The sequence below is a fragment of the Delftia sp. Lp-1 genome, assembly GCF_020523835.1.
GTDB lineage: Bacteria > Pseudomonadota > Gammaproteobacteria > Burkholderiales > Burkholderiaceae_C > Comamonas > Comamonas acidovorans.
In genome coordinates, this window is the sequence record NZ_JAJALJ010000002.1 from 122081 (window position 1) to 147197 (window position 25117).

Annotated in this window: 20 protein-coding genes and 1 tRNA gene; 8 read left to right on the plus strand and 13 right to left on the minus strand. The window is 65.4% G+C overall.

Annotated elements, in window-relative coordinates; translation table 11 throughout:
- Positions 1–85 precede the first annotated feature (85 nt).
- The 4 genes from LGR64_RS28640 to LGR64_RS17255 all read left to right on the plus strand — a co-directional run bounded on the left by LGR64_RS28640 (position 86) and on the right by LGR64_RS17255 (position 6545).
- Complete coding sequence (locus tag LGR64_RS28640; protein ID WP_141830094.1) at positions 86–1501, plus strand: integrase; 1416 nt, start codon at positions 86–88, stop codon at positions 1499–1501.
- A 19-nt stretch (positions 1502–1520) separates the two neighbouring features.
- Positions 1521–3065, plus strand: coding sequence for a site-specific DNA-methyltransferase (locus tag LGR64_RS17245; RefSeq protein ID WP_141830092.1), 1545 nt, complete (start codon positions 1521–1523; stop codon positions 3063–3065).
- A gap of 5 nt (positions 3066–3070) precedes the next feature.
- Positions 3071–5743 carry a DEAD/DEAH box helicase gene (locus LGR64_RS17250; protein ID WP_141830090.1) on the plus strand — a complete coding sequence of 891 codons (2673 nt, stop codon included), beginning with the start codon at positions 3071–3073 and terminating at the stop codon, positions 5741–5743.
- Between the two features lie 118 nt (positions 5744–5861).
- Positions 5862–6545, plus strand: a complete 684-nt coding sequence (locus tag LGR64_RS17255; RefSeq protein WP_230356322.1) for a zincin-like metallopeptidase domain-containing protein — start codon at positions 5862–5864, stop codon at positions 6543–6545.
- Here the strand turns inward: LGR64_RS17255 and LGR64_RS17260 are convergent.
- The 7 genes from LGR64_RS17260 to LGR64_RS17290 all read right to left on the minus strand — a co-directional run bounded on the left by LGR64_RS17260 (position 6542) and on the right by LGR64_RS17290 (position 16473).
- Positions 6542–7039 (minus strand): helix-turn-helix domain-containing protein, encoded by a 498-nt coding sequence (locus LGR64_RS17260; protein WP_141830086.1) that lies wholly within the window; start codon positions 7037–7039, stop codon positions 6542–6544. The two genes, LGR64_RS17255 and LGR64_RS17260, sit on opposite strands and share 4 nt — an antisense overlap.
- 17 nt (positions 7040–7056) lie before the next feature.
- Positions 7057–7131: transfer RNA gene (locus LGR64_RS17265), tRNA-Arg, on the minus strand.
- Between the two features lie 270 nt (positions 7132–7401).
- On the minus strand, positions 7402–11748 hold the full coding sequence (locus LGR64_RS17270) for a translocation/assembly module TamB domain-containing protein (RefSeq protein WP_230356324.1): 4347 nt from the start codon (positions 11746–11748) through the stop codon (positions 7402–7404).
- A gap of 2 nt (positions 11749–11750) precedes the next feature.
- The gene (locus tag LGR64_RS17275) at positions 11751–13673 is read right to left on the minus strand and encodes an autotransporter assembly complex protein TamA (protein ID WP_170962082.1); all 1923 of its coding nucleotides are present in this window, start codon (positions 13671–13673) and stop codon (positions 11751–11753) included.
- Positions 13674–13677: 4 nt separating this feature from the next.
- Positions 13678–14865 carry a vWA domain-containing protein gene (locus LGR64_RS17280; RefSeq protein WP_141830082.1) on the minus strand — a complete coding sequence of 396 codons (1188 nt, stop codon included), beginning with the start codon at positions 14863–14865 and terminating at the stop codon, positions 13678–13680.
- Between the two features lie 31 nt (positions 14866–14896).
- The gene (locus LGR64_RS17285; RefSeq protein WP_141830079.1) at positions 14897–15607 is read right to left on the minus strand and encodes a GNAT family N-acetyltransferase; all 711 of its coding nucleotides are present in this window, start codon (positions 15605–15607) and stop codon (positions 14897–14899) included.
- An 11-nt stretch (positions 15608–15618) separates the two neighbouring features.
- Entirely contained in the window at positions 15619–16473 is an 855-nt protein-coding gene (locus tag LGR64_RS17290) for an AAA family ATPase (RefSeq protein WP_012203589.1), read from the minus strand.
- A 116-nt stretch (positions 16474–16589) separates the two neighbouring features.
- Between LGR64_RS17290 and LGR64_RS17295 the strand changes: the two genes are divergently transcribed.
- Positions 16590–17264, plus strand: a complete 675-nt coding sequence (locus LGR64_RS17295) for a c-type cytochrome (protein WP_141830077.1) — start codon at positions 16590–16592, stop codon at positions 17262–17264.
- Positions 17265–17351: 87 nt separating this feature from the next.
- Here LGR64_RS17295 and LGR64_RS17300 read toward each other — a convergent pair whose 3' ends face one another.
- Positions 17352–17810, minus strand: coding sequence for a DUF1841 family protein (locus LGR64_RS17300; protein WP_012203591.1), 459 nt, complete (start codon positions 17808–17810; stop codon positions 17352–17354).
- A 77-nt stretch (positions 17811–17887) separates the two neighbouring features.
- Positions 17888–18487 carry a short chain dehydrogenase gene (locus LGR64_RS17305; protein WP_141830075.1) on the minus strand — a complete coding sequence of 200 codons (600 nt, stop codon included), beginning with the start codon at positions 18485–18487 and terminating at the stop codon, positions 17888–17890.
- Positions 18488–18593: 106 nt separating this feature from the next.
- On the opposite strand from LGR64_RS17305, the gene LGR64_RS17310 reads away from it, so the two are divergent.
- Positions 18594–19484, plus strand: coding sequence for a LysR family transcriptional regulator (locus tag LGR64_RS17310; RefSeq protein ID WP_012203593.1), 891 nt, complete (start codon positions 18594–18596; stop codon positions 19482–19484).
- Positions 19485–19494: 10 nt separating this feature from the next.
- On the opposite strand, the gene kefC is transcribed toward LGR64_RS17310, so the two are convergent.
- Positions 19495–21378, minus strand: a complete 1884-nt coding sequence (kefC, locus tag LGR64_RS17315) for a glutathione-regulated potassium-efflux system protein KefC (RefSeq protein ID WP_141830073.1) — start codon at positions 21376–21378, stop codon at positions 19495–19497.
- Between the two features lie 297 nt (positions 21379–21675).
- Here kefC and LGR64_RS17320 point away from each other — a divergent pair, with 297 nt between their 5' ends.
- Together LGR64_RS17320 and LGR64_RS17325 are read left to right on the plus strand one after the other, a co-directional pair.
- Positions 21676–22305 carry a LysE family transporter gene (locus tag LGR64_RS17320; RefSeq protein WP_012203595.1) on the plus strand — a complete coding sequence of 210 codons (630 nt, stop codon included), beginning with the start codon at positions 21676–21678 and terminating at the stop codon, positions 22303–22305.
- Between the two features lie 341 nt (positions 22306–22646).
- Positions 22647–23111 (plus strand): MaoC family dehydratase, encoded by a 465-nt coding sequence (locus LGR64_RS17325; RefSeq protein WP_034390662.1) that lies wholly within the window; start codon positions 22647–22649, stop codon positions 23109–23111.
- Between the two features lie 153 nt (positions 23112–23264).
- Here LGR64_RS17325 and LGR64_RS17330 read toward each other — a convergent pair whose 3' ends face one another.
- The 3 genes from LGR64_RS17330 to LGR64_RS17340 form a co-directional block, all read right to left on the minus strand.
- Positions 23265–23570, minus strand: a complete 306-nt coding sequence (locus tag LGR64_RS17330; RefSeq protein ID WP_013803990.1) for a DUF4148 domain-containing protein — start codon at positions 23568–23570, stop codon at positions 23265–23267.
- A 183-nt stretch (positions 23571–23753) separates the two neighbouring features.
- The gene (gene trmL, locus LGR64_RS17335) at positions 23754–24251 is read right to left on the minus strand and encodes a tRNA (uridine(34)/cytosine(34)/5-carboxymethylaminomethyluridine(34)-2'-O)-methyltransferase TrmL (RefSeq protein WP_043824427.1); all 498 of its coding nucleotides are present in this window, start codon (positions 24249–24251) and stop codon (positions 23754–23756) included.
- Between the two features lie 52 nt (positions 24252–24303).
- Positions 24304–25038, minus strand: a complete 735-nt coding sequence (locus LGR64_RS17340; protein WP_141830070.1) for a ComF family protein — start codon at positions 25036–25038, stop codon at positions 24304–24306.
- Positions 25039–25117: the final 79 nt, after the last annotated feature.

Sequence of the window (25117 nt, forward strand, 5' to 3'; positions counted from 1 at the left end):
GCCGACCATAGCAATTTTCCCAAGTTCTTCCCAAGTCAGTTGTCGCTAGGTCGTAGGCCGTGCATCCATCATAAGGAGCTGGCTAGTGTCCTCGATACGAAAGAAGGTCCTCAAAGGGGGAGTCTCTTGGGAGGCTCGGGTCAACATCGCTGGGCACCCATCGCTGTCCAAGTCCTTCGAGAGGAGGGCTGAGGCCAAAGCTTGGGCCACCGCCAAGGAAGCTCAGATTCGCACTGGGGGCACCGTCTCGTTGAAGGCGGAGAAGGTCCTTGTGCGTGAGGCCTTGGAGGCCTACCTTGCACACAACGGCAAGGCCGTAGACGGGTCTACGAAGACCGTCAGCACCCTGACCAACACCAAGCGGTATGCCGTGGAGTCGGTCATCCACCACTTGGGCGACCATGCGGTGGGGAAGCTGAACCACAAGATGCTCAACCGCTTCTTGAAGCTGCTGCAAGAGACGCCCATCCCCCCGCCTGCGACGAAGGTCAAGATGCACAAGCTCTACAAAGGGGATCAGGTTCGGACCTACTCGCCAGGTTCAGCCCGAAAGCTCTTCTATGCGTTGAAGACGGCCGTGGAATGGCATGCCTTGGAGCATGACTACATGGGACAGATCGCCGACTTGTTCAAAGGCGTTGACGTTCCTCCTGCGTGGTCCACTCCCCGGGAGAGGCGTCTTCAAGGCGACGAGGAACAGCGACTCATGGATGCCTGCCTCGGCATGTACAAGGACCCCCGTGGCTGGCAACTGCTTGTCGGACTCGCCCTTGAAACGGCCATGCGTGCGGGTGAATTGCTGGGAATGCAGTGGATGGAGGTCAACACTGACCCCTCACACTGTTTCATCGTGATCCCGAAGGAGCGAGAGAAGACCCGCAAGGGGCGGCAGGTTCCCTTGTCAGCCAAGGCTATCGAGATCATCGAGGAGCTACGCAAAAGGGGCGAGACGCCTGAACAGCGGGTGTTTTCGACATTCCCAGACAGCTCTGTGATCTTGGGCCGAGGCTTCAAGAGGATCACGACACGAGCCAAGTGTGAGGACCTTCGCTTTCACGACCTGCGGCACGAGGCCACGTCTCGATTCTTCGAGACGACCAACATGCAGACGATGGAAATTGCTGCCATTACTGGGCATACCCAGATGGACACGCTGCAACGCTATGCCAACCTGAGGCCCCGGGTTCTAGCCAACAAGCTGGATGCCCGCTTGGACTGGACCAAGACGCAGCAACAGAACAACGGCATTGCTGATGCCAAGGGCGGCAACACAGTTGCCGACGATAACGCCCAGGTCAAACTGACTTTGGAGAGCTTGAAGCTGGCGGGCCTCATCAAGGACGTGGTGCATGATGGATCGGGTTTCAGAGTGGTGATGCCCGAGCCCGCTGCTGCCAGTCCCAAAGCTGTTGCCGCGAAAGCGGGCCGTGCCAGTCAAGCAACAGGCAAGACTGGCATCAAACCGACCAAGACCCCACGGGCAAAACGCCCCGTGGCCTAACAACAAGAAAGACTGACGAATGCCGTTTCTCGACTGGGTGAACAAGAGCCACGCCAAAGAGGCTACGCGGGGGGTTCCCTCCCACCTGTTGAAGCAGGAGGCGACCTATGGGGAGCCCTCTGAAAACCTGCTGATTCAGGGCGACAACCTGTTGGCCTTGAAGGCCTTGGTGCCGTTCTACGCGGGCCGGGTGAAGTGCATCTACATCGACCCGCCATACAACACGAAGTCGGCTTTCGAGCACTACGACGACCGGCTCGAACACAGTCAGTGGCTGTCGATGATGTACCCGAGGCTGGTTCTGCTGAGGGAACTGCTGGCGGACAACGGCAGCATTTGGGTGTCCATTGATGATCGAGAAGGCCACTACCTCAAAGTCCTGATGGATGAGGTCTTCGGGCGAACCAACTTCGCCACGTCGTTCATCTGGCAGAAGGTGGATAGCCCAAACGATAACAAGGTGCCCATCACGCCCGACCACGAGTTTGTGCTTTGCTACGAGCGATTCAAAGATGGGGCTGGGTTCAAGAAGAAGTCTGATCCTTCTGTTGCAGAGGCATATGGTCAGGTGGACGAGGCGGGCCGAAGGTGCCGTGATCGACTTCTAAAAAAGAATGGAAAAGCTAGCCTCCGCGAAGACCGTCCGACGATGTATTTCAAGTTGACCGCGCCTGACGGTAGCGACGTATATCCCGTTCACGATGATGGTCGCGACGCTCGGTGGTCTCACTCACCTGAGGGCGTCCAGAAGGCCGAGACAGAAGGACGGCTCATTTGGAAGAAGCGCCAGAAGAATGGCAACGATGTGTGGGTGCCGTACATCCGTGAATACGCCCCAGATGCACCGTCTCGACCGCATCCGACTATCCTGCTTGACGTCAAAACGTCTCGGCAAGCGAAGGCTCATCAAGCTGATTTGCTACCTGGAATTCCCTCTTTCGAAACGGTGAAGCCCGAGCAGTTGATCGCGCGGATTCTCGACATTGCAACTGAGCCAGGTGATCTTGTTCTCGACTCATTTCTAGGCTCAGGAACCACCGCAGCCGTGGCCCACAAGATGGGACGTCGATATGTAGGCATTGAGGCAGGCGACCATGCTCGCTCCCATTGCTTACCTAGACTTGCGAGAGTGATGGATGGCGAGCAAGGCGGGGTTAGTGAAATCCTTGGCTGGGATGGGGGAGGTGGCTTTCGCTTTTGCACACTCGGCGAAGCCGCCTTCGATTCCGATGGCCGAATCAATCCTGCCGTTCGGTTCGCCACGCTTGCAGCCTTTGCATGGCACTTCGAGACGGGAGAGCCAGGTAGCCAGGTGTTCGACAAGCCACTGCTGGGCATCCACAACGGCACGGCCTATTACCTGCTCTACAACGGCATCCTGGGCGACCGCAGACCCGCAGGAGGCAATGTGCTGACCCATGCGGTGTTGCAGGCCATCAAGGAAATGTTTCCGCATGACGGCCCCAAGGTGATCTACGGAGAGACGTGCAGGCTGGGCAGCTCCAAGCTCGCAGCCGAGCAGATCACTTTCAAGCAAATCCCCTATGACGTGAAGATGCGTTGACCGCCATGCTCGAACTCAAAATCTACCAACAAGGGGTCCTGACGGCCCTGAACAACTTTCTGCTGGCGACACGTACCAAGAGCGTTCCCGAAGCGTTTGCGGGCACCATTGCAGCCCAAGGTCGCACCGACCCGTACCACGCCTTGTTTGGCGACGTGCCATCCGTCTGCTTTCGAGTGCCCACGGGGGGCGGCAAGACCCTGCTGGCGGCCCATAGTGTGGCTCTGGCGGGCAAGGCGGTACTGGACACCGATTCGCCTGTGGCCTTGTGGCTGACCCCTTCGGATGCGATTCGCACGCAGACGCTGGAAGCACTGGCGAATGCACGCCATCCCTACCGCACGGCCCTAACCCAATATTTCGGTGATCGCGTGCGGGTCTGTGATCTCGACAGCTTGCAGACCATCAGCCCCCACGACGTGGGCAAAAGCTGCATCATCGTGGTGGCGACCATCCAGGCCTTCAACGTCTCGGACACGGCCAAGCGAAACGTTTACTCGTTCTTCGAGGAACTAGCCCCGCATTTCGACGGGCTGCCACCCAACGCCACCGAGGGCTTGGAGAAGGTCAAGCCCGAGGACTTGGCGAATCAGCCCTATCTGACGGCTGCCGATGTGGGCAGGGTCAAGTATTCGCTGGCGAACTGGCTGCACCTTCGTTCGCCTGTGGTCATCGTGGACGAGGCCCACAACAACCGCACGCAGAGATTCTTCGAGACGCTTGGCCGCTTCAACCCGAGCTGCATCATCGAGCTGACTGCCACGCCCGTGGTGGGCAACAACGTGCTGCACCATGTGTCGGCTCAGGAGTTGAAGTCTGAGGACATGATCAAGCTGCCCATAGTGTTGGCAGAGCACCCCGATGGTTGGCAGGCATGTTTGCGTGATGCCATCTTGACCCGCAAGGGCCTGCTGATCGAGGCCCAGAAGGAGCAGGACTACATCCGTCCCATCGTGCTGATCCAGGCCATGCCCAAGGGTGGCGAGGCCACCGTCGATGTGGTCAAGCAGCACCTGATGGAGCAGGAGAACGTGCCCGAGGAAGAAATCAAGATCGCCACGGGCTCGCAGAAGGAGCTGGATGGCATTGACCTGTTCGACCGAGGCTGCAAGGTCAACTACGTCATCACCGTGGAGGCCTTGAAGGAGGGTTGGGATTGTTCCTTTGCCTACGTACTGGCGTCGCTGCAATCGGTCAACTCAGCCAAAGACGTGGAGCAGTTGCTGGGCCGTGTGCTTCGGATGCCCTATGCAAAGGCCCGCAAACAGGAGGCCTTGAACAAGGCATATGCCCACATCGTGGCTGAGAACTTCGCTCAGGCTGCATCCACCTTGAAGGACAAGATGGTGCAGAACATGGGCTTCGAGAGGCTGGACACAGCCAGCCTCGTCGTGCCTCAGGTGCCACTGAATCTTTTGGGTGGCAGCGGTACGGCCCCGAAGGCTGCACCGATGCCCGATTGCGTGATCGAGTTGCCCCAGGTGCCCGATACCCAGAATTGGACGCCAGAGGTCAAGCAGGCCGTGCAGATCAAGGAGAACTCGCAAGGAGCCACCTTGGTCATCAAGGGCGATCTACCTGCCGAGGAACTGAGCCAGGTCGAGGCCTTCATCGCCAACACGGTGCCTGCCAAGGCCCGCGAGTCGGTCAAGCAGCAATTTGACGCCCACAGGGCCGTTCGGCAGGCCATCCGAGCCCCTGCACAACTGGGCGTGAGCTTCGCGTCCATTCCGCAGCTTTGCTTGAATCTGGACGGCCACCTTGAAGTGGTGGAGCGTGAAACGCTGGCCGACCTTGGCGGGTGGAGTTTGCTGGACAAGCCCGTGCAGTTGCAGGGTTTCGCGATCCAAGAAACGGTGAACTCATTCGAGATCGACGTGAACGGCGAGCGGGTGAAGTACCGCATGCTGGCTGCCGAGCAACTGGGGCTCAACGACGTAGGAAGCCAAACCACCGAGCAGGGTTTGGTCCGCTGGCTGGACATGGAACTGCGGCGGCCTTACCTCTCACAGCTCGACTTGCAGGCCTATCTGGTCAAGATGGTGGCCCATCTGATCCATGACCGCAGCATCGGCCTGACTGCACTGGTGCGTGCCAAGTACCAACTGGCACAGGCGTTGGACAAGGAAATCGAACGCCTGCGGCAGCTTGCCATCGGTCAGGGCTTCCAAGCCCGCTTGTTCGAGATGACCGTACCCACGGGTGCAGACCTGGCCCACTACGGCTTTCGATTCGAGCCTGGCCGCTACCCCGCACGGCAGTGCTATCAAGGCAGCTACGAGTTTCAGAAGCATTTCTATCCGCAGATTCACGACCTTCGGGAGAAGACGCCTGCGGGAAAAACCACAGAGGAGTTCCGCTGTGCACAGGTGCTCGATGCGCACCCAAAGGTGAAGCACTGGGTTCGCAACATCGAGCAGCAGCCAAAGTTCTCGTTCTGGCTGCCCACGGCTACCGACTATTTCTATCCTGACTTTGTGGCCGAGCTGACCGATGGCCGCGTGCTGGTCATTGAGTACAAGGGCGAGCCCTACAAGACCAACGACGATTCACGCGAGAAGCGGCAAGTGGGCGAGCAGTGGGAGAAGGCCAGCGGGGGGCGATGCCTGTTCCTGCTCGCGGTGGAGAACGATCTCGGGCGAGATGTAAGCAAGCAGCTCGCAGACAAGCTTTCATAAGGACGAAGCATGAGCAGCCCCACGATCCCGGCCGCCTTGTTGGACGCCGTTATGTTTGCAGCGGAGCGACACAAAAACCAACGGCGAAAGGATAAGGAGGCATCCCCTTACATCATCCGTGATCGCCAAGATCGTCAAAGGCAAGGGGTTCAGGGGTGCCCTGAACTACCTGTTTCGCGATGGCCGGGCAATGATCATTGGCGGCAACTTGTCGGGGCGAACACCTCGCGAGCTGGCGGCTGAGTTCGGGCAGTTCCGCAAGCTGCGGCCTGGCTTGGCGAAAGCGGTTGTCCACATACCGCTGTCAGCCCATCCCGACGACAGGCCACTCAGCGATGCCGAGATGGCCGACCGCATGACCCAGGGCCTTGGCTATGCCGAGAGCCCCTGTGTCTTCGTGCGGCACAACGACACCGACCACCAGCACATGCACCTGCTGCTGTGCCGAATCGACCGACACGGCAATCGCCTGAACCTATACGCCCGTTTCGGAAGCGAGGAGTACGCGCGCGAGGAGCTGCGAGCCGAGCTGGCCTCAGCATTGTTGGGAGCCCAGCTTGGGGTGCCTATGGCGTCAAGCATGATGGAGTCTCATGCGAGCTACCTGGCGAGTTGGCTTACCGTCTTGAAGCGGGACAAGAACGAAATTTTTCGGGCAGCGGCTGATGCCCAGAAGATCGCCGATTACCTCGGGCAGTGGGCTATCGCGCCAACGGCAAAGAGCAAGTCAGACGTCTCACACGCTGCGACGACAGGCAGCGATCCAGTCGAAGCAAAGGTCGCAGCGAGGATGCGGCGTTAGAACGGCTGGGTCAATGAGCGTGGCAACGGCTTCTTGGTGTCCTTGATCTTCAACTTCTTGGACAGGCTCAGCTTTTGCAGTTCAGCCAGAAGCTCGCTCTCAAACTGCATACGCAGTGCCAGATCGGCGATCCGCGTCTGAAATCCCGTGATTATCTTGCCGAGTGAAGGAGGGCGTCGGTACGGTTTGGTGGGGTCGAGTACCACCTTGGACGACTTGCCAGCACGACCCGAAACCTTGACTGTTGGAGCAGTTGTCTGGATGGTCTTGGGGCTATCGGCCTCATCGGGGGCCAGGAAGCGAGCTAAGTCGTAGATCGACACGCAAACCGTTTTGCCCACCATCTTGGGCGGCAGGGGACTCTTGTCGCTGTTGATGATCTGCCGGACTGTCTTGACGCAGCGTGGCAGAACTGTTGCGACCTCCGCAGGCGTCAACAGCTTCTTGCTGCCGAACTGCTCTTTCAGGTCGCTCAGTTCCTGCTGGTAAGACATCGACGGTGTTCCTCAGATGGTCCCGCCGCCAGGAATCGAACCTGGATCCCACGCTTAGGAGGCATGTGCACTATCCATTGTGCTACGGCGAGATTGCTTAATTCTTGTGCAGGCGAGCCTGCTCTTCCTTCCCATGAAAATCCCAGGTGCACTTGGGATTTTCCATCAGTTTTCTTCCGGATTCTTCCCCGATTTTCCCATCGTTTCAGAGGAGAAATTGCATTTCTTGGGGAAGATGGCAGCCCCTTAGGAGGCGCCCGTTCTATCCATTGAACTACGGAGAGGAGCAAACGGGGATTGTAAACCCACGCCGGACCCGCCCCGCGCACCGCCGGGAGGGCGGCATGCGGGGCGCTGGGGCGTCAGTCCTTGCGCACGGTGTAGATCAGGTCCAGCGCGCTGGTTTCCCCGGTCTGGCCGCGCAGGGTGAGGCGGCGCGAGAGGTCGTAGAAGATGTACAGCGTGCCCATGGCCCCCGAGAGGCTTTGCTCGTAGGTGACATAGAGGTCGCTGGACAGGCGCTTGCCCAGGGTGAGGGCGGCGCCGGTGGAGCCTTCGCCGCCTGGGCCCTTGAAGCCGATTTCGTCCAGGCCCAGGTTGCTGGCGATCTTGCCGCTGTTGTTGCGCCCGCCGCTGAGCAGGGACAGCGCGGCCTGCTGGAGCAGGGCGCTTTCGGCGCCGCCCGTGGCGGGGTCACGGCCCATGACCACCCAGGAGAGCTTTTCGGCATCGGGCATTTCGGGGTCGGAGTACAGGCGCACGCGCGGGGCGTTGGCCGTGCCCTGCACCTGCACGCCTGCGCGCACGGCGATGTTCGGGCGCAGCGCCAGGATGTCCAGCGAGGGGTTGGCGTAGGGGCCGTTGAAGCGGATGAGGCCGGTCTCCACGTCCAGCGACTGGCCCCAGGCGCGGTAGCGGCCCTGCACGGTGCGGATCTCGCCCGTGATGCGCGGCGGGCCGCCCGCCACGGTAGGGCCTTGCACTTCCAGCGCGCCTTCCAGGCGGGTGGTGATGCCGTAGCCCTGCAGCGCGAAGTCGCGGCCCAGGTCAAGCTTGACGAGGATGTCGGGCAGCTTGATGGTTTCCGCGCGGGCCTGGGCCTTGCGGTCGGCCTGCTGCTGTTTGCGCGCCGCTTCCTGCTCGGCCTTGCGCGAGGCGGCCGAGTGCACGACCACGTCGGAGTCCAGCGAGGGCGCGGATTCCTCGGGCAGGATGATGGTGGCGCGGTCGGTGGTGAGGTCGCCGCGCAGCGTGAACTGGCCTTGCTCCAGCTTGGCCTGCAGGCCGCCGGAGATGCTGACCTGGCGGTCCGCGCGCACCAGCACCTGCAGCCGGGTGGCCTGGGCGCGCAGGTCCATGCTCAGGCCGGAGTTGCTGCCGTCGGCGTTGGGCGGGTCCCAGCGCACGAAGCCCGAGCCCGTGAGTTCGCCGCCTTCGCGCGGGGCCGTGGTGAGGTTGCCGCTGTAGCCCAGGATGCGCGCATTGCTGCCGCGCCCGCCCTGCATGCGCAGCTCGGTCAGGTCCAGGCGGTTGCCTTGCAGGCGCGCGCGCAGCACGCCGTTTTGCAGGTCGATGCCGTCCAGCGCGGACAGGATGCTCAGGCCGTCGGCCGAGAGATTGCCCTGCCACTGCGGGTTCTGGCGGTCGCCGCTGATCTCGGCCTTGGCCTGCAGCGAGCCGGTGACGCGCCAGCCGGGCGGGGCGAACAGGGCCCAGATGCCGATGTCGGGCATGCGGGCGTCGATCTGGCCGGACAGCGGGGCCTTCTCGGGCCAGGTCCAGGTGCCGTCCTGCTGGGCCAGGCGCGTGCCCAGCTGCGCGGTCAGGGTGCCGGCGCGTTCGCTGTCCCAGTCGAGCTTGGCCTGCACGTCGTCGCCTTGGGCGCGCACGCTCAGGCGGGCCTGCTTGATGTGGGCGCGCATGCCGGCGCCGCGTACGGTACGGGTGCGCACCTCACCGGGCTTGCTGGAACGCGGCCCCGTGGTGTGGATGACGGTGGTGCCCGAGCCGTCTTCCACGGCCAGGCGCAGGTCGCCGGCTGCACGCTCGACCAGCAGTTCGGCCTTGAGCGCGGGGCCGGTGGTGTCCAGGTCCCAGCGGGCGTTGAAGCTCAGGTCGCCGCTCAGGCCCATGGCGGCCAGCGGGGGCTCCTCGGCCATGGACAGGGCGTCGACCCAGGCCAGCGGCAGGGCCTGGGCGCGGCCGGTGCTGCGCAGGGCCCAGCGGCCGTCGCCGCCCTGGGTGGCGCGGGTGTCGTCCCAGGCCAGCAGCACGGGCTGCGGCGCCTCGGCATTGGCGCGGCGCTGGGCCAGCGTGGGCGGCGTGACCTGCAGGCTGCCGGCCGATGCCGTGAAGGTGGTGGACAGCACGGTGCGGCCCGTGGTGCGCTGGGCGATCTGCACGGGCTGCTTGCCCGCCAGTTGCAGTTGCCAGGGGCCGGGCAGGTCCTGGCCCGGATTCAACCGGGCCTGCAGTCTGTCGATGCTGGCCTGCCAGTCCAGGGGCGCGGCGCCGCGCGCCGTGGCAAGGCCTGCCTGCAGGGCCGTGTCGATCTGCGCGGTCTGCGTGCCGCGCTTCGCCTGGCCGGTGAGGGTCAGGCTGGCCTGCTCGGGCGAGCCCTTGAGGGCCAGGCGCAGCTCGGGCAGCTCCAGCGCCTGCTCGGGCGGCGTGTTGGCGGGCAGGTAGCGCAGCTTGGCGGCCTGCAGGTCGGCCTGCAGTTGCAGGCCGCTGGCGGGAAGCGGGTCGCCCACGGCGGCCTTCATGCGCTTTTGCAGGGCGCCCCATCCGCCGCGCCAGCTGGCGTCCAGCTGGGCCTGGCCTTCGATCAGGGCGCCGTCCAGCGGGTCCTTCATGCCGGGCAGCTTGCGCAGCCACTGCGTGAGGGCGGTGAGTGACGACAGCTTGAGTTGGCTGCTGCCCTGGCCTGCGGCGGGGCTGATGTGGCCGTCCAGCGAGAGCTCGGCGCCGGGCAGCTGGGCCTTCAGCACGGTCTGCAGTTTTTGCTGTTCGGTGTCGAACTGCAGGCTGCGGCTGCGCACCGAGGCCTGCAGCGCATCAAGCTGCAGGTTCTCCAGCGACAGCACGGGCTGGGCCCAGCGGCCCTTGGTTGCGAGTTTTTCTATACGCAGGGGCTGGCGCTTGCCGCCTGCGGGCGCAGCTGCGGCCTGGATGTCCACGCTGAAGTCCACCTGCTGCTCGGCCGTGGTGCTGGCGCGCAGCTCGCCCTGCAGCGGTGCGGCTTCCAGGATGCTGTAGAGCGCGGCGGGATCCAGGCGCTGGACCTTGGCCTGGCCTTCGAAGACCTTGGTGGCGGGCTCGAAGCGGCCCTGGGCGTCGATGCTGCCCGAGCCTATGGCGATCTGCGCCTGCTCCAGCAGCCACTGCTGGCCGTCATAGCGCACCGCGGCTTCGATCTGGTCCAGCGGCAGGCGCTGGCGGTCCCAGGGGCCGGGCATGGCGTTGTTCAGGCGTGTCGTCAGCTGCCAGGCGGTGGTGGCGATGGCCGAGCCTGGTGCCTGGTCTGATGCCTGTTCCGTGGCGGGTGCTGTGGCTGGTGCCGGGGCTGTATCAGCTGCCTTGCCATCCGGCCCGGCCTGCAATTCGCCGCTGATGCGGGTGCGCGGTCCCTGGGGCCAGAAGGCGGCGATGTCGATCTGGCTGAGCTGGGCGCGCGCGGTCTGCAGCGGCTGGGGCTGCCAGGGCCGGATGCTGGCCTCGATGTCCGCATGCATGGGTTCGGACACGGGGGCGGCTTCCTTGCGCTCCCTGGCCTTGCCGTTCTTGCCATCGGCCTTGGCGGATTTCTGTACGGCGGGAGGGGCAGGCGTTTCCTCGGACACCGTCCCGGGCTTGGCATCAACCTGGAGCTTGATGCCCAGTTGCGCAGCGGCGGTGGCCAGGGTGCCGTCGATCTGTGCCTTGGCCTGCACGGCCAGCGGTGCAGGTTTGGGGGCCTTGGCCGTGGAGGCCTCGTCATCCGAAGCCAGGGTCGGCGCTTGCAGGTCGCCCTGCAGCTGGGCCTGGATGGCCATGGGCGCGCGGGCCTGCAGGCGCAGCCTGGCCTGGTAGTTGCCATCGGCCCATTGCAGGTCGCGCACGTCCAGCTGGTGCTCGCTGCCGTCATAGACGTAATGGCCTTGCAGGCCCAGTACCTCGGCCTGGGGCGGGCCTTGCCAGACGATGCGCTCCACATGGAAGGGCACGTCGATCTTCACGGGCAGCACGAGCTGCTGCAGCGGTTCGACGGGTTTCTTGTCCTCGGGGTCGGGCGTGCTGGCAATGTTCAGCTCGGCAATGCGCACTTCGCCCAGGCGCACGGTGCGCGACAGCAGGGGACGCAATTGCCAGCCGATGGTGGCGTCGCGTAGCTCCACCTTCATGGTGGGGCTTTGCCATTGCAGCCAGCCGATGCGCCCGCCCTGGCGCACGGTGCCGGTGACTTCCTTGGCCTGCAGGCTCTGGCCTGCGGGCAGCCAGCCGGCCACGCGCTGCAGGGTGTAGGCCAGCGAATCGGCACGGCCGGCCCACCACCAGGCGGAGCCCAGCAGGGCGGCCAGCAGCAGGACCAGGACCAGGAAGAACCAGAGCAGGGCGCGCAGCCAGCGGCGGCGCTGGGGCACGGGTGGGGGCGCAGACGACGGAGGAGACGCCTGGGGGCTTTGATCTGGCGCGGCGGAGGAGGCAGGGGTATTCAAGCGGGAATCCACCATGGTCAGAAGTTGAAGCCCAGGCGCAGGTGCAGGCGCAGCTGCTTTTCCTGGGCGCCCCAGGCGATGTCGGCCTGCACGGGGCCCACGGGGCTGCGCCAGCGCAGGCCGGTGCCCACGCCCACGCGCATGTACATGGAGTCGGGCGCATCGCCCACGGTGCCGGCGTCCAGGAAGACGGCATGCTCCCAGTCCTGCGTGTTGCCCTTGATGACGATGGGCCGCTGCCACTCGATGCTGCCCACGGCCATGTAGCGCCCGCCGATGACCTTGCCGCTGTCGGTGCGCGCACCGATGCTCTGGTAGCCGTAGCCGCGCACGGTGTTGTCGCCGCCCGTGATGAACAGTTGCGTGACGGGCAGGTCGGCATCCTTGCGGGCCAGCAAGGCACCGCCCGAGGCGCGCAGCGCCAGGCGGCTGCGGCGCTTGGTCTCGGGATCGACCTCGCCGATGGGAATCAGGCTGAGCCAGCGGCCGGAGACGCGGCCGAACGGTGTGCGCTGGGGCGTGAGCGTGGTGCCCGCGCCGACTTCCCAGGCAAAGCCGAAGCCCGAGGAGGGCGCCAGCGTGCTGTCGAAGTAGCGCCCGGTCCAGCCGTAGTTGGCCGTGACCGATGAGCTGGAGGGCGGCGCGCCCTCGCCCTGGGTCTTGGCGTAGTCGTACTGCAGGTAGTAGTTGCGGTCGATGTGGTCTTCGGACTTGGTACGGCCGGCGCGCAGCTGCAGGCTGTTGACATCGAAGTCGCCCGAGGGCGCGCGCTCGGCCTTGGCCGTGGTGAACCAGCGCCACAGGGTTTCATCGGGCAGGGCGGTCCACTGCGTGGAGATCAGCGGGTTCTTGCGGTCGAAACGCATGCGCGTGACGGCGCGCCAGCCCAGCCAGGGCAGGCGGTTGTGGATGTGGTCCACGCTCAGGCGCGGGCCGGTGTCGGTGCTCATGCCCACGCCGAAGACCCATTTCTGCATCTGGGCCTCGCGCACCTGGGCGATGACGGGCGTGGTGACCTGGGCGCCCTTGCGCTTGAGGGCCTCCTCATCCTCGGCGGCGCTTTCTCCCTGCTGGGGCACGTTGGCCAGCGTGAGGAAGACGGAGTCGTAGTAGCCGCTGCTGGCCAGGCGCAGCTGGGCATCGACCAGGGCGGTCTGGTCGTATTCCTCGCCCTCGGGCAGGCGTGCGATGCGGGCCGTGCCCACGGGGTCGTAGCGCTGGGCGCCTTCGATGCGCAGCGGGCCGAAGGTGTAGGCCGGGCCGGGCGCATAGGCCACGCTGACATCGGCCTCATGCGTGTCGGCGTCGATGTCGGCCAGGCTGGAGTCGATGCGCGCCAGCGGGTAGCGGCGCGACTGCAGCGTGCGCAGCCCCTGGCTCTTGGCCTGGCTCCAGTTGGCCTGGCTGAAGCGCTGGCCGGGCTGCAGCGGCCAGTCCTCTTCGATGGTGGCGCGCTGGGAGGCGCCGTCGGGATCATCGGCATTGACGCCCGCAAAGCGCACCTGGCTGCGCGCAATGGTGGCGGGCTCGCCCGGGTCCACCTTGACGGTGACCTGCAGCGGGGCCTCTTCGGATTCGGGCGTTTCCTTGATCTCCACCGTGACCGTGGGGCTGAAGTAGCCCAGCGTGCCGATCAGGTCGCGCACGTTGGCGTCGGTGGCGCCCAGCAGCCGCGTGAGCTCGCGCCGCTGCAGATCGCTCTGGTAGCGGTAGCGGCGCAGTTCGAGGTGCTTTTCCAGCAGCTCGCGCACTTCCTTGGGCGCATCGACGACGAGCGAGAAGGCCGGGTCGCCGGTCGCTGCAATCAGCGACGGGTCCGTGTCCTTGTCATCATTCTTGGACGGCAGGAGGCTGCAGCCACCGAGCATCAGGGCTGCACTCAACAGAAACAAAAACGCCGGCCCTCGGGCCGGCGCTGTTGCGGGGGGGAGCTTGGGCATCAGCCTATTTTGACAGCAGGCGCATGGCGTCTTCCAGACCTTTGAGTGTCAAAGGGTACATGCGGTTGCCCGTGAGCTGCTGGATGATGCTGATGCTCTGGCGGTACTGCCAGACGCCGGGCGGCTCGGGGTTGATCCAGGCAAAGCGCGGGAAGGCATGCGTCAGGCGCTGCAGCCATTCGGCGCCGGGCTCCTCGTTCATGTACTCCACGCTGCCGCCGGGCTGCAGGATCTCGTAGGGGCTCATGGTGGCGTCGCCCACGAAGATCAGCTTGTAGTCCTTGTTGTACTTGCGGATGATGTCCCAGGTCGGAAACTTCTCGGCGAAGCGGCGGCGGTTGTTCTTCCACATGAAGTCGTAGACGCAGTTGTGGAAGTAGTAGAACTCCAGGTGCTTGAACTCGCTCTTGACGGCCGAGAACAGCTCTTCCACGCGCTGCACATGCTCGTCCATGGTGCCGCCCACGTCCATGAGCAGCAGCACCTTCACGTTGTTGTGGCGCTCCGGGATCATCTTGATGTCCAGGTAGCCCGCGTTGGCGGCCGTGCTGCGGATGGTGTCGGGCAGGTCCAGCTCCAGTTCGCCGCCTTCGCGGGCGAACTTGCGCAGCCGGCGCAGCGCCACCTTGATGTTGCGCGTGCCCAGTTCCTGCGTGTCGTCGTAGTCGCGGTAGGCGCGCTGCTCCCAGACCTTGACGGCGCTCTTGTTGCGGCCCGGCCCGCCGATGCGCACGCCGGCCGTGTTGTAGCCGCCGTGGCCGAAGGGACTGGTGCCGCCCGTGCCTATCCACTTGTTGCCGCCTTCGTGCCGCTCCTTTTGCTCTTCGAGCCGCTTCTTGAGCGTCTCCATCAGCTCGTCCCAGCCCATGGCCTCGATGGCGGCCTTTTCCTCGGGCGAGAGCTCGCGTTCCAGCAGCTTCTTCAGCCAGTCCTGGGGAATTTCGCGCGTGAGGTCGGCCACCATCTCCACGCCCTTGAAGTAGGCGGCAAAGGCGCGGTCGTACTTGTCGTAGTGCTTCTCGTCCTTGACCAGCACGGTGCGGCCCAGGTGGTAGAAGTCGTCCAGGCTCCAGGCGTCGTCGCTCTTGGGGCCGACCACGCCGGCCTGCAGTGCCTCCAGCAGGGTCAGGAACTCCTTGACCGAGACGGGCAGCTTGGCCGCGCGCATGGTGTAGAAGAAGTCGATCAGCATGGCATCTCCCGAAGGCCCGGCGTACGCGTCCTCATGTGCGCGCCACGGCGGTGCTGCCGTCCGAATGGCGCTGCAACTGGTCCAGCAGCTGGGCGCGCGACTCGGGCCATTCGCCGCTGCGCAGGCTGTACATCACGGTGTCGCGGATGGTGCCGTCGCGGCGCAGCGCGTGGCCGCGGATCACGCCGTCCTTCTTGGCGCCCAGGCGCTCGATGGCGCGCTGGCTGGCGAAGTTGAAGCAGTCCGTGCGCCAGCCCACCACATGGCAGGCCAGCGTGTCGAACGCATGGCCCATGAGCATGAGCTTGGCCGAGGTGTTGACATGGGTGCGCTGCACGCTGCGCGCGTACCAGGTGTAGCCAATCTCCACGCGGCGCACCTCGGGCAGGATGTCGTGGTAGCTGCTGGTGCCCAGCACCTTGCCGCTGTCGTCGTCCAGCACGGCAAAGGCGAAGCGCTTGCCCTGGCTGCGCTGCTCCAGCGCGGCTTCGATATAGGCGCGCACATCACCGGGCTCGGGCGCCGAGGTCACGCGGATGCGCCACAGCTGGCCGTCCTGCACGGCCTCGCGCAGCCCGGCTTCATGGGCGATGGCCAGGGGCTCCAGCCGCACGCCGTTGAAGCGCATGACCACGGGTCGCACAAAGCCCTGGTGCGCCACCGCGCCGGCCACGGGAATGGTCGTCACCTGGCCGGTGAGGGCCGGCACGCCCGTGTCGTTGGTGTGTTCGGGATGGGGCATGGGCGCAGGCCTCAGCGGTTGCGCTGGTTCATGAAGACCAGCTTCTCGAACAGGCTCACATCCTGCTCGTTCTTGAGCAGGGCGCCCACCAGCGGCGGCACGGCGACCTTGCCCTCGGCGGTCTGCAGAGACTCCACGGGAATGTCCTCGGCCACCAGCAGCTTGAGCCAGTCGATCAGCTCGCTGGTGGAGGGCTTCTTCTTGAGGCCGGGCAGGTTGCGCACGTCGTAGAACACCTTCATCGCGGCGGTCAGCAGCTCGCCCTGCAGCTTGGGGAAGTGCACGGCCACGATCTGGCGCATGGTGTCGGCGTCGGGGAACTTGATGTAGTGGAAGAAGCAGCGGCGCAGGAAGGCGTCGGGCAGCTCTTTTTCGTTGTTGGAGGTGATGAACACCAGCGGCCGGTGCTTGGCGCGGATCATCTCGCGCGTCTCATAGCAGTAGAACTCCATGCGGTCGATCTCGCGCAGCAGATCGTTCGGGAATTCGATGTCGGCCTTGTCGATCTCGTCGATCAGCAGGGCCACGGGCCGGTCTGCCGTGAAGGCCTGCCACAGCACGCCTTTGATGATGTAGTTGTGGATGTCCTTGACGCGCTCGCCGCCGTCGATGTCGGACAGTTGCGAGTCGCGCAGGCGGCTGACGGCGTCGTATTCGTACAGGCCCTGCTGGGCCTTGGTGGTGGACTTGATGTGCCACTGCAGCAGCGGCATGTCCAGCGCCGCGGCCACTTCCTCGGCCAGCATGGTCTTGCCCGTGCCGGGCTCTCCCTTGACCAGCAGCGGGCGCTGCAAGGTGGCTGCGGCATTCACCGCGAGCATCAAATCCTGGGTGGCGACGTAGTTCTCGGAACCTTGAAATTTCATGGGCGGTATCAGCGTAAGTATTGATGGGGACGCTTGACGGTGACTGCCATAATCGTTCGCGCTACCCGCTCAGCAGTAGGCATCCGTCAGAACTCTTGAAGGATTGTGCGCGCAAAATGATAAAAACTTTGACCACGGTATTGGCGCTGACTGTCGCATCTGTGACCCCTGTGGCACAGGCCCAGCAAAGCAAAGGTGACGCAAAGGCAGGGGAGGGGAAGATCGCCATGTGCATTGGCTGCCATGGCATCCAGGGCTACCAGGCCAGCTTCCCCGAGGTGTACAAGGTCCCCAAGATTTCAGGACAGGGCGCACCCTACATCGTGGCCGCGCTGCAGGCCTACCAGAAGGGCGAGCGCAAGCACCCCACCATGCGCGGCATCGCCGATCCGCTGACCGAGCAGGACATGGCCGACGTGGCCGCCTACTACGCCGAGCATGGCGGGGCCAAGGCCGCCGACGCCAAGGTCCGTGAGCCCAGCACCCAGGTTGCCGCGCTGCTGCAAAAAGGGGCCTGCGTCTCCTGCCACGGCCAGGGTTTTTCCAAGCCCATCGACCCCAGCTACCCGAAGGTGGCGGGCCAGTATGCGGACTATCTGTACTCTGCCCTCAAGTCCTACAAGACCGAAGGCAACCCCCACATCGGCCGCAGCAACGGCGTGATGGCCGGCATTGCCAAGCAGTTCACCAACAGCGAGCTCAAGGCGCTGGCCAACTACATCGGCAGCCTCGATGGCGAGCTGCAGACCCTGCCCCAGCCCCATTTCCGCCTCGGCCAGAAATCGCAGTAGGTCGCGCCTTTCCTCCAAAGCAAAAGCCCGCAATTGCGGGCTTTTGCTTTGTTTCGGGCTTTGTCTTGAGGCGCTGAACGGCCGGAACTATGCGCCGCCCGTGGCCTTGGCGCCGTCGCTGGTGGCGCGGCGCTGCACGGCGGCAATGTAGGCCTCGCCATCCGGGGGGCGGCCCGAGCGCTGGCTTTCCCAGAGCATCTGCCCCAGGCATTCCATGGTGGCGTGGTGGGCGTCGTGCAGCGAGTCCAGGCGGCGGCTGAGCAGCTCCACGGCCTGGCGTATGCCGCGCGGCTGGTCGATGCTGCACTGCTCGCTGATGGACAGGTGCATGGACAGGTGCAGGAAAGGATTGGTCACGCCGGGCGTGGCGTCGTAGTCGCGCAGCAGGGCGGCGTCCACGTCGGCGAGGTCATCGAAATACTCGGGATGCTCGGCAATCCAGAGGCTGGCCAGCGTCTCTATGGCCTCCATCGGCGCGCCGTTCAGCATCTTGGTGCGCACGCCGCAGAAAAAGCGCCGCACATCGGCTTGGGTGGGGTTGAACATGGTGGCGCGCAGCGTAGCACGCAGCCCTTTTGGGCGGGCACGCAAGGACTTTGCCGAGGGCCCGCCGCAAGAGGAGGTCAGAGCACTTCGAAGACCCTGCCGGTCTGGGCGCCTTCCACGCTGCGCTGGTAGGCCAGGGCCACGCGCGCGGCGGGCACGGTCTCGAAGCCGGGGAAGACCGAGCCATAGGCCTGGGCCGATTCGGTCAGCAGCGTGGGGCTCACGGCATTGATGCGCAGGCCGCGCTGCAGTTCGACCGCAGCGCCGGTGACGAATCCGTGGAGGGCGGCATTCACCGTCGATGCATTGGCGCCGTGGCGGATGGGCTCGGTGGCGGCAACGCCGCTGGTCAGCGTGATGGAGCCGCCGTCGCGCAGCCAGCGCTGGCCCAGCAGGGCGAGCCGCACCTGGCCCAGCAGCTTGTCCTGCAGGCCGGAGTTGAACTGCTCGGCCGTCATCTCGGACAGCGGGCCGAAGTGCAGTTTGCCGGCCGTGCTGACGATGGCGTCCACCTGACCGGTGGCTTCGAACATTTTCTGCAGCGTCTCGGGCTGCGTGAAGTCGGCGCGCAGGTCGCCGCTGTTGCGGCCCACGGTGACGATGTCATGGCGCGGGGCCAGCAGGGCGTGGACAGCGCGGCCAATGGTGCCGGTGGCACCGATGAGAAGGATCTTCATGCGGTTTTCTTTCGGAAGGAGTGAACAGGCCTCCAGTGTTTTGCAAATCGCTCATGCCATAAAGTAGCGAAATATTTTTGTACTACTAAGCATTGGTTAGCAATCCATGGACAAGCTGCGCAATATGGAGGTCTTCATGGCCGTGGTCGAGGACGGCAGCTTTGCCCAGGCCGCGCGGCGCCTGGACATCTCGGCCGTGATGGTGGGCAAGCATGTGCAGCAACTGGAAGCCCACCTGGGCGCGCGCCTGCTGCAGCGCACCACGCGGCGCCACAGCCTGACCGAGGTGGGGCGCAGCTTCTACGAGGACAGCCGCCAGGTCTTCGAGCAGTTGCGCTGGGCCGAGTCTGCCGTGGAGCGCAGCCGCAGTGCCCCGCAGGGCCTGCTGCGCATCAGCGCGCCGACCACGCTGGGCAACCATGTGATCGCGCCGCTGGTGGCCGACTACCAGCTGGCCAATCCGCTGGTGCGCGTGGACCTGCAACTGAGCGACAGCATGGCCGATCTGGTGGGCGAGAACATCGACGTGGCCGTGCGCATCGGCCCCGTGGGCGGCGAAGGCTTGGTGGCGCGGCCGCTGCAGCCCTATCGCATGGTGATCGCGGCGGCGCCCTCGTACCTGCGGCGGCGCGGTCATCCGCGTGGTGTGGACGATCTGGCGCGCCATGACTGCCTGAGCTACGCGGTCTGGCAGCGCCGCTCGGAATGGATTCTGCGCGGCGACGGCTCGGGTTCGGTGCAGTGGCCCGAAGACGCCCGCCTGCGCTGCAACAGCGGCGACGGACTGCGCCATGCGGCGCTGCGCGGCCTGGGCCTGATCCTGCAGCCCGAGGTGCTGCTGGCCGCCGACATGGCCGCCGGCCGGCTGGTGCCCGTGCTGCAGGACTGCGTGCCACTGCCGCGACCGGTGCACCTGGTCTATCTGCCGGACCGCCGCCAGCTGCCCAAGCTGGCGCAGTTCGTGGACCACATGGTGCGGGCGCTGGGCGCGGCCTGAGGCCCGGTTTTCAGGGGCCAGGCGGCGGCGGGGCTTCCTGCGGCGCCTGGTCCTTCTCCTGCTGCGCCTGGGCCTCCTGCCGTTCCTTGGCCATCTGCTCGACCAGTTGCTGGCGGCCCTGTTTGGCCACGGCAATGAGCTGGGCCTGGTCCTTGTGGTGGGGGTACATGCGCTCGATCAGCTCCAGGTTGTGCTCCCGAAAGCGCGTGGTGGTGCGCTGGGCCTCGGCAGGGCTGTGGCCAGCGAGTTCCAGCACGGTGCGCGCCGAGACCAGGCTGGACTCGAAGACTTCGCGCTCGACATGGTGCACGCCCAGGTCGCGCAACTGGTACCAGTGGGCCATGTCGCGCGCGCGGGCCACGATCTCCAGGTGCGGAAAGCGCTTGCGCACGCGGGCGGCGATCTTCAGCGATTGCTCGGAAGAGTCCACCGCGATGACCAGCACCCGCGCCTTGTCCGCGCCGGCAATGCGCAGCAGGTCCATGCGCGTGGCATCGCCGAAGAACACGCGGTAGCCGAAGGTGTGGGCCACTTCCAGCATCTCCACGCTGTGGTCGAGGATGGTGGCCGGCACGCCCTGGGTCAGCAGCACGCGTGCCACGATCTGGCCGTAGCGGCCAAAGCCCGCAATGATGATTTGCGCGTCCTGCGGCTCCGATATTTCATGGGGCCTGGCAGTCTGGCCCGCGCCGTCGACCTGGCAATCCTTCATGTCGGCAAAGCGCTTGAGCAGCAGCTTGTCCATCAGCACCAGCACCAGCGGGCCGATCAGCATGGACAGGGCCACGGCGGCCACCAGCATGGACGAAATGCTGTGGTGGAACACCTTGTACTGCGCCGCCGTCTGGAACACCACGAAGGCGAACTCGCCGCCCTGGGCCAGCAGCAGGGTGAACACCGGGCGCTCACGCCAGGGCAGCTTCAGCACGCGGGCCAGGGTGTAGAGCACGGCGCCCTTGAGCGCCAGAAAGCCAAGCACCATGGCCGCCATGGCCCAGGGCGCGCGCAGCAGCACGCCGAAGTCGATGCTCATGCCCACGGCCATGAAGAACAGGCCCAGCAGCAGGCCCTTGAAGGGCTCGATGTTGGTCTCCAGCTCGCTGCGGTACTCGCTGTCGGCCAGCAGCACGCCGGCCAGGAAGGCGCCCAGTGCCATGGACAGGCCCACCTGCACCATCAGCATGGCAATGCCCACCACCAGCAGCAGTGAGGTGGCCGTGAAGATCTCGGGCGTGCGGCTGCGCGCGATCCAGCGCAGTAGGGGGCGCAGCAGCAGGCGGCCGCCCACCACCACGGCGGCGATGGTGCCCACGGTCTTGAGCACCTGCAGCCACAGGTGGCTGTCTGTGTGCGTGGCATTGGCGGCCTTGACCGCGCCCAGGATGGGGATCAGCGCCAGGATGGGAATGGCGGCCACGTCCTGGAACAGCAGGATGGAGAAGCTGGCCTGGCCGCTGGGCGTGCGCATGAGGTTGCGCTCGGCCATGACCTGCAGGCAGATGGCCGTGGACGACAGGGCCAGGCCCATGCCCGCGATCAGGCTCACGCGCCAGGAAAAGCCGAAGGCCCAGGCCGCCAGGAACAGCACGCCCGTGCAGGCCAGCATCTGCGCCAGCCCCCATCCCAGGATGGGCCGGCGCAGCTCCCACAGGCGGCTGGGCTGCAGCTCCAGCCCGATCACGAAGAGCATCAGCACCACGCCGAACTCGGCGAAATGAAGAATGTCATCCACATTGCTGACAAGCGACAGTCCCCAGGGGCCCATGGCAATGCCGGCACCCAGGTAGCCAATGATGGCGCCCAGGCCCAGGGCACGCGCAATGGGCACGGCCAGCACGGCGGCGGTGAGATAGAGAAAGCCGTAGGTCAGCCAGATGGGGGCGCTGTGTTCCATGGGAGCTTGGGATCTTGGAGTTGGTGTTTACCCTGGGGTGATTGATTGTGTCACTCTCACAGCTGGGTCAGCTTTCTGACAGGGTTAAAAATGCCCCCCACGCTCCCCTTGCTGCGCAAGGTCCGCTGCCCCTGGCCGGGCGCCCCCCGAGGGGGCCGTTTTCATCTTGGGGCGGCCCGGCGATGAAAAATGCCACCGAATGCTTCATCGCCCCATCCGGCTTTGCTGCGGCAGTGCGCCACATCGGCTGCACAGTTTTAAGATGCCGGCCTGCTCCGTATTTTTAAGGTGTTTGGCATGGATTGGCACACTTGGATCGCTTACTTTGTGGCCTGCTGGATCATTGCGGTCTCCCCGGGCTCGGGCGCCGTGCTGTCCATGAGCCATGGCCTGTCGTATGGCGTGCGCAAGAGCAGCGCCACCATCTTCGGGCTGCAGCTGGGGCTGCTGACCATCTTGCTGATCGCCGGTGCGGGCGTGGGCTCGCTGCTGCTGGCCTCCGAATGGGCATTCAACGCCGTGAAGATCGTCGGCGCATGCTATCTGATCTACCTGGGCATCAGCCAATGGCGCTCGGGTGCCGCACCCCTGGCCACGCAGGAATCCATGCCCGAGCTCAGCGTGCGCCGCCGCGTGCTCACGGGCTTCCTGACCAACGCCACCAATCCCAAGGGCATCATCTTCATGGTGGCCGTGCTGCCCCAGTTCATGACCACCAGCCGCCCGCTGTGGCTGCAGTTGCTGATCCTGGCCGCCACCATGCTGGCCGTGGACACCATGGTCATGCACGGCTATGCGGCCAGCGCCAGCGCGCTGCGCGGCTTCATGCGCAGCGCGCGTGCGGTGCGCAGCCAGAACCGGGTCTTCGGCGCGCTGCTGATGGCCGTGGGCACGGGGCTGTTCTTCGTGCAGCGCGCCTCGCGCTGAGCCCCTCCCTGGGCTAACCCAAGGGTCTGTTGACGTTAATTTGCGGTCGCGAAGCAGCCTGCCAGCGTGCCAATCAAGGCGCGCGACGCCGTGCGTGTGCCTACACGCACAAGGAGTGCAACGCCGAGTGGCGCGCTGGCATGCTGCTTCCCTTCGGGTTGCGCGGTTGCGGGGCCGTCTGCCGCGTTGCTCACACTCGCAAGGCATGGGCCTTGCTGCGCATGAGCGCCTTGCATACAACCCCGCAACCGCGCAACGCGATCCACAAATTAACGTCAACAGACCCTAGCTGTCGCGCGCCCGACATGGAGCGCGCAGCACCGGCCCCTACCATTTGGGGCATGAAAACCTTCCATTCCTATTCCGAAGTGCGTGCCTGCGTGGGGCAGGAAGTCGCCGTCAGCGACTGGATCACCATCACCCAGCAGCAGGTGCAGCTGTTCGCCGACGCCACGGGCGACCAGCAATGGATCCATGTGGACCCCGAGCGCGCGTCCAAGGGCCCCTTCGGCGCGCCGATTGCGCACGGCTTTCTGACGCTGTCGCTGATCCCCCAGTTTTTCCAGAACTGCTTTCACATCGAAGGCGCGCAAATGGGCGTGAACTACGGCCTCAACCGCGTGCGCTTCACCTCTCCCGTGCCCGTGGGCAGCCGCCTGCGTGCGCGCCTGACGCTGCAGGCCGCCGAGCCCATCGAGCCCGGTGGCCTGCAGATGACCTGGCTGGTGACCGTGGAGCGCGAAGGCGCCGACAAGCCCGCCTGCGTGGCCGAGTCCGTGGCCCGCAACTACGGCGCCAAGGCCTGAATCAAAACTGACCCCCACGCTACCCTTGCTACGCAAGGTCCGCTGCCCCCCAAGGGGGCGCTTTTCATCTTGGGGCGGCCCGGCGATGAAAAAAGCCCGCAGGGGCACCTGCGGGCTGGCTGCGTGGTGGCAGCGGTTGCGGGGGGCTGAGGCTCAGGCGCCGAAGTTCAGCTGGCCCGAACGCTCGGCGGCGGCGGCTTCGCGGCGCACTTCATCGCGGCTCACGGTGGCGGTGGCAGTGTTCTGGATGGGCAGGTAGCCTTCGGCGACGGAGGGCATGGTGCCATTGGCCTGGGCGGCCTTGAGGTCGGCCATGACCTGGGCACGTGTCAGCGTGCTTTGGGTCTTCACTTCGGGCGGGTAGCTGCTGTTGTCGGCGTAGTCGAAGCCGGCAGCCTGGGCGGCGATGGCGGAGATGGAGAGGGCGGCCAGGACGGCAAAACGGCGGGTGTTCTTCATGATTCAAGTCCTTTGTTTTGTTTCTGGGACAGGGCGTTCTTTGCGGAAATCGCTTGGTAACGTAGAGCCCATGACTCAAATGTAGGACGGCTTGGAATCGGGAAAAACCCTTGGATTGGCAATGCGCTTTTTCAGCTGTTGAAACAATCGGCCGGGAACTTTCCGCCCGGTCCGGCCGATCGCTCAGGCCGCGCCGGCTGCTCCCTCGGCCAGGGCAGCGCCCACGAATTGCTGCTGGCGCCAGGCTTCGAACACGGTCACGGCCACGGCATTGGACAGGTTCAGGCTGCGCTGCTGCGGCAGCATGGGCAGGCGCAGGCGCTGCTGCGGCGGGAACTGCTCGCGCACCTCGGCGGGCAGGCCCTTGCTTTCGGAGCCGAACACCAGCCAGTCGCCAGGCTGGAAACCGATGGCGTGGGCGGGGCTGCTGCTGTGCGTGGTCATGGCGAACATGCGCTGGCGGTCCGGCTGGCAGTCCTGCAGGAAGGCCTGCCAGTCGGCATGGCGGCGCACGGGCGCGTACTCGTGGTAGTCGAGGCCGGCGCGGCGCATCAGGCGGTCTTCCATGGAAAAGCCCAGCGGCTCGATCAGGTGCAGGCTGCAGCCGGTGTTGGCGGCCAGACGGATCACATTGCCGGTATTGGGCGGGATCTCCGGCGCGACGAGAACGATATGGAACATGGCCCGTATTGTCTCGCGGCGGCCTATGCCCCCGGGCCCCGAACCCCCACGATCAGGGCGTGCGCGCCAGCACCAGGGCGCTGACCTCGGCCGCGCCTGCGCGGCGCAGGCAGGTGGCCAGCGCATGCAGGCTGGCGCCCGTGGTCATCACATCGTCGATCAGCAGGACCTTGCGGCCGCGCACGTGGGGCAGTTGCGCCGGCGGCACCGCGAAGACCCCGCGCAGCTGGCGCAGGCGCAGGGCGCGCGGCAGGTCGTGCTGGGCCTGTGCCGTGTGGGTGCGCTGCACGGCTTGGTGCCGCAGCTTGCCGCGGGTGGATTGGCCGGACAGCGCACGGGCCAGCACCAGGGCCTGGTGAAAGCCGCGTTCGCGCAGGCGCTGGGCAGACAGGGGCATGGGCAGCAGCAGATCGCATTGCTCCAGTTGCTCGCGGGCCCCGTGCTGCTCCAGCAGCAGGGCGGCCAGGCTGCGTGCCAGGCCGGTGTCTCCCCGGAATTTGAAGTCGCCGATCACCGTGTGCCAGGGATAGGCGTAGTCCAGCGCGGCAAGGCAGTGCGTCAGTGGCGGGGGCTTGACCAGGCAGGCGCCGCAGACCTGCTGGCCGCCGCTGGCGCCGTGCCCCGCTGGCAGCGGCATGGCACAAAGCCCGCAGCGCGGCAGCGGCCTGGCCCAGCGCAAGCGGCAGTCCTGGCACAGGCGCTGCGCCGGCCAGCGGCGGCAGACGGCGCACTGGCTGGGCAGGCCGGCATGCCAGTGCGAAAGCCATGACGCAGGCAGGTTGGGCATGGAGTCAATATACTCGCGCCGCGTCCGCCACCCCTTTGCTCCGGGGCCGGGCGCCTGTCTTTCGAGGAGCCCGGATTCC

Excerpts from the sequence above, each read along its gene's own strand:
- LGR64_RS17245 (WP_141830092.1), top strand. The coding sequence starts at position 1,521 with ATGCCGTTTCTCGACTGGGTGAACAAGAGCCACGCCAAAGAGGCTACG.
- LGR64_RS17250 (WP_141830090.1), top strand. The coding sequence starts at position 3,071 with ATGCTCGAACTCAAAATCTACCAACAAGGGGTCCTGACGGCCCTGAAC.
- LGR64_RS17260 (WP_141830086.1), bottom strand. The coding sequence starts at position 7,039 with ATGTCTTACCAGCAGGAACTGAGCGACCTGAAAGAGCAGTTCGGCAGC.
- LGR64_RS17270 (WP_230356324.1), bottom strand. The coding sequence starts at position 11,748 with ATGGTGGATTCCCGCTTGAATACCCCTGCCTCCTCCGCCGCGCCAGAT.
- LGR64_RS17275 (WP_170962082.1), bottom strand. The coding sequence starts at position 13,673 with ATGCCCAAGCTCCCCCCCGCAACAGCGCCGGCCCGAGGGCCGGCGTTT.
- LGR64_RS17280 (WP_141830082.1), bottom strand. The coding sequence starts at position 14,865 with ATGCTGATCGACTTCTTCTACACCATGCGCGCGGCCAAGCTGCCCGTC.
- LGR64_RS17285 (WP_141830079.1), bottom strand. The coding sequence starts at position 15,607 with ATGCCCCATCCCGAACACACCAACGACACGGGCGTGCCGGCCCTCACC.
- LGR64_RS17290 (WP_012203589.1), bottom strand. The coding sequence starts at position 16,473 with ATGAAATTTCAAGGTTCCGAGAACTACGTCGCCACCCAGGATTTGATG.
- LGR64_RS17295 (WP_141830077.1), top strand. The coding sequence starts at position 16,590 with ATGATAAAAACTTTGACCACGGTATTGGCGCTGACTGTCGCATCTGTG.
- LGR64_RS17300 (WP_012203591.1), bottom strand. The coding sequence starts at position 17,810 with ATGTTCAACCCCACCCAAGCCGATGTGCGGCGCTTTTTCTGCGGCGTG.
- LGR64_RS17305 (WP_141830075.1), bottom strand. The coding sequence starts at position 18,487 with ATGAAGATCCTTCTCATCGGTGCCACCGGCACCATTGGCCGCGCTGTC.
- LGR64_RS17310 (WP_012203593.1), top strand. The coding sequence starts at position 18,594 with ATGGACAAGCTGCGCAATATGGAGGTCTTCATGGCCGTGGTCGAGGAC.
- kefC (WP_141830073.1), bottom strand. The coding sequence starts at position 21,378 with ATGGAACACAGCGCCCCCATCTGGCTGACCTACGGCTTTCTCTATCTC.
- LGR64_RS17320 (WP_012203595.1), top strand. The coding sequence starts at position 21,676 with ATGGATTGGCACACTTGGATCGCTTACTTTGTGGCCTGCTGGATCATT.
- LGR64_RS17325 (WP_034390662.1), top strand. The coding sequence starts at position 22,647 with ATGAAAACCTTCCATTCCTATTCCGAAGTGCGTGCCTGCGTGGGGCAG.
- LGR64_RS17330 (WP_013803990.1), bottom strand. The coding sequence starts at position 23,570 with ATGAAGAACACCCGCCGTTTTGCCGTCCTGGCCGCCCTCTCCATCTCC.
- trmL (WP_043824427.1), bottom strand. The coding sequence starts at position 24,251 with ATGTTCCATATCGTTCTCGTCGCGCCGGAGATCCCGCCCAATACCGGC.
- LGR64_RS17340 (WP_141830070.1), bottom strand. The coding sequence starts at position 25,038 with ATGCCCAACCTGCCTGCGTCATGGCTTTCGCACTGGCATGCCGGCCTG.